Raw genomic sequence first — 2242 nt, 5'->3', positions numbered from 1 at the left:
GGCTCCGAGCCCGGCACGGTCGTGCGAGACGTCGCGGACCTGGTGACGGCGACGGTCACGGGCTCACGCGAGGGGGCGTAGGCCAACACCCTCAGGTCCCCGGAGCCCTCGTCGAGGAGCTCGACCGTCGGGGCGGGGCCGGGGTCCACCTCCACCGCCGGCTCCAGGCCCTGGTCCTCCTGCGCGCTGACCGCCGCGTCCCCGGGGGAGTCCCCGCCGTCCGAGCACGCGGCCGTGGAGGCCACGAGCGCAGCGGCCAGCGCGGTGACGAGGAGTCGGCGACCGCCTCGCGTGGGTCGGGAAGGGCCGGAGGCACGGGGTGTTCGGGGGTTCACGACCCCCGATCCTAGAGGGTCCACCCACCGGGCCACCCGGCCCCGCCGGGGGATCAGGGATACTGGACCGCATGACGGAGACCAACGGGACGCGGTCCGACGCCACGGGGACGACGCCCGGCGGTGCCGGTGCCGGCTATTTCAGGGCGGGGCCGGTGGTCATGCTGATGATCGCCGCGGTGATCGTGACGGCGGACCAGGTGACCAAGGCCCTTGCGGTGTGGGGACTCGAGGGACAGGACCCGATCCGGATCGTCGGCGACACCGTACGACTGCTCCTCCTGCGCAACCCCGGGGCGGCCTTCTCGATGGGGACCGGCTCGACCGTCGTCCTGAGCATCGTGGCGACACTGGTCGTGCTGGGATTGCTGTGGTTCTCGCGCCGGGTCCACTCGCGGTGGTGGGCGTGGGGACTCGGGTTGATCCTGGGTGGTGCCGCCGGGAATCTCGTCGACCGGTACCTCCGCTCGCCCGGGGTGCTGCGCGGACACGTGGTGGACTTCGTCTCGGTCGGGTGGTGGCCGGTGTTCAACGTGGCCGACTCGAGTCTGGTCGTCGGCGTGATCGTGGTGGCCGTCGCCGTGTTCAGGGGCGTGGAGTTCGACGGCTCGCGTGGGTTGGTGGCGGAGGACTCCGCCGCGACGGAGCGTCGTGACGGCGGGGACGGCGGCGACACCGTGGGCGGAACGCATGGGTGAGCTGCGCACCTTCCCCGTCCCGGACGGTCTCGACGGGATGCGGGTGGATGCGGGCGTCTCCCGCCTGCTCGGGATCTCCCGGACCGCGGTCGCCGACCTCGCCGGCGAGGGCAAGGTGCTGATCGACGGCCGGGCCGTGGGCAAGTCCGACAAGCTCACCGGGATGTCGTGGATCGAGGTCGAGATGCCCGACCCGCGGGCCGAACCGGCGGTGGTCGCCGAGCCGGTGGAGGGGATGTCGGTCATCTACTCCGACGCCGACCTCGTCGTCGTCGACAAACCCGTCGGCGTGGCCGCCCACCCCTCCGTGGGCTGGACCGGCCCCACCGTGATCGGGGGGCTGGCGGCCGCCGGGTACCGCATCTCCACCTCGGGGCCGTCGGAGCGCAAGGGGATCGTCCACCGCCTCGACGTGGGCACCTCCGGCCTGATGGTGGTCGCGGCCTCCGAGCGCGCGTACACGCTCCTCAAGCGGGCGTTCCGCGACCGCACGGTCGACAAGACCTACCACGCGCTGGTCCAGGGACACCCCGATCCGCTGTCCGGGACCATCGACGCCCCCATCGGCCGCCACACCTCCAGCGACTGGCGGTTCGCGGTCACCTCCGACGGCAAGCACTCGATCACCCACTACGACACGCTCGAGGCGCACCAGGCCGCGACGCTGGTCGAGGTGAAGCTGGAGACCGGGCGCACCCACCAGATCCGGGTGCACTTCTCCGCCCTGCACCACCCGTGCGCGGGGGACCTGACCTACGGCGCCGATCCGGTGCTGGCGAGGCGGCTCGGGTTGGAGCGGCAGTGGCTCCACGCGGTGGGGCTCGGGTTCGACCACCCGGGCACCGGTGAGCGCGTGGACTTCGCGAGCTCGTACCCCGATGACCTCCAGCACGCGCTGGACGCCCTCCGCGCGGCGTGAGCAGGCCCCGGGGCACCGGTCGGACGACCCCCCGATCGGCCGGCCTGCGGGTCCTCAGGATCGCGGGTGTCGGGGTGGTGATCGTCCTGGCGTTGGTCGCCGTCCTCACCGCGCTGCGCACCGAGCTCCCGCGCAGCCCCGGGGTGATGAGCGACGCGCTGGGCCCCGAGAACGGCGAGGTGGTCGACGACTACCTGGCGCGTGCCGCGAGCTCCCTGGGTGACGACGACGAGGACCCCGCCACCGGAGCAGACGACCACCGCTGGGCCCTGGTGTCCGCCGACCGGGCG

The 2242-nt window shown here is 73.1% G+C and carries 2 protein-coding genes and 2 pseudogenes; 3 read left to right on the top strand and 1 reads right to left on the bottom strand.

Annotation, left to right across the window (positions count from 1 at the left end; genetic code table 11):
• Positions 1-335, bottom strand: a pseudogene (locus G6021_RS17780) (hypothetical protein); the annotation flags it as partial.
• A 71-nt stretch (positions 336-406) separates the two neighbouring features.
• Here G6021_RS17780 and lspA point away from each other — a divergent pair.
• The 3 genes and pseudogenes from lspA to G6021_RS12140 form a co-directional block, all read left to right on the top strand.
• On the top strand, positions 407-1033 hold the full coding sequence (gene lspA, locus G6021_RS12150) for a signal peptidase II (protein WP_182641395.1): 627 nt from the start codon (positions 407-409) through the stop codon (positions 1031-1033).
• A complete protein-coding gene (locus G6021_RS12145) occupies positions 1026-1952 on the top strand; it encodes an RluA family pseudouridine synthase (RefSeq protein WP_182641394.1) in 927 nt (308 codons plus the stop codon). Before lspA ends, G6021_RS12145 begins: the two co-directional genes overlap by 8 nt.
• Positions 1949-2242 (top strand): annotated as a pseudogene (locus G6021_RS12140) (hypothetical protein); the annotation flags it as partial. The gene G6021_RS12145 and the pseudogene G6021_RS12140, both read left to right, overlap by 4 nt.

Origin of the sequence: Dietzia sp. CW19, assembly GCF_014145265.1 — a bacterium.
GTDB classification, from domain to species: domain Bacteria; phylum Actinomycetota; class Actinomycetes; order Mycobacteriales; family Mycobacteriaceae; genus Dietzia; species Dietzia natronolimnaea.
The sequence above is the reverse complement of the archived record's forward strand: the minus strand, read 5'-3'. Positions and strand labels throughout refer to the sequence as shown.

Bases quoted from the DNA above. Each gene is read 5' to 3' on its own strand.
- lspA (WP_182641395.1), top strand. From the start codon at position 407: ATGACGGAGACCAACGGGACGCGGTCCGACGCCACGGGGACGACGCCC.
- G6021_RS12145 (WP_182641394.1), top strand. From the start codon at position 1,026: ATGGGTGAGCTGCGCACCTTCCCCGTCCCGGACGGTCTCGACGGGATG.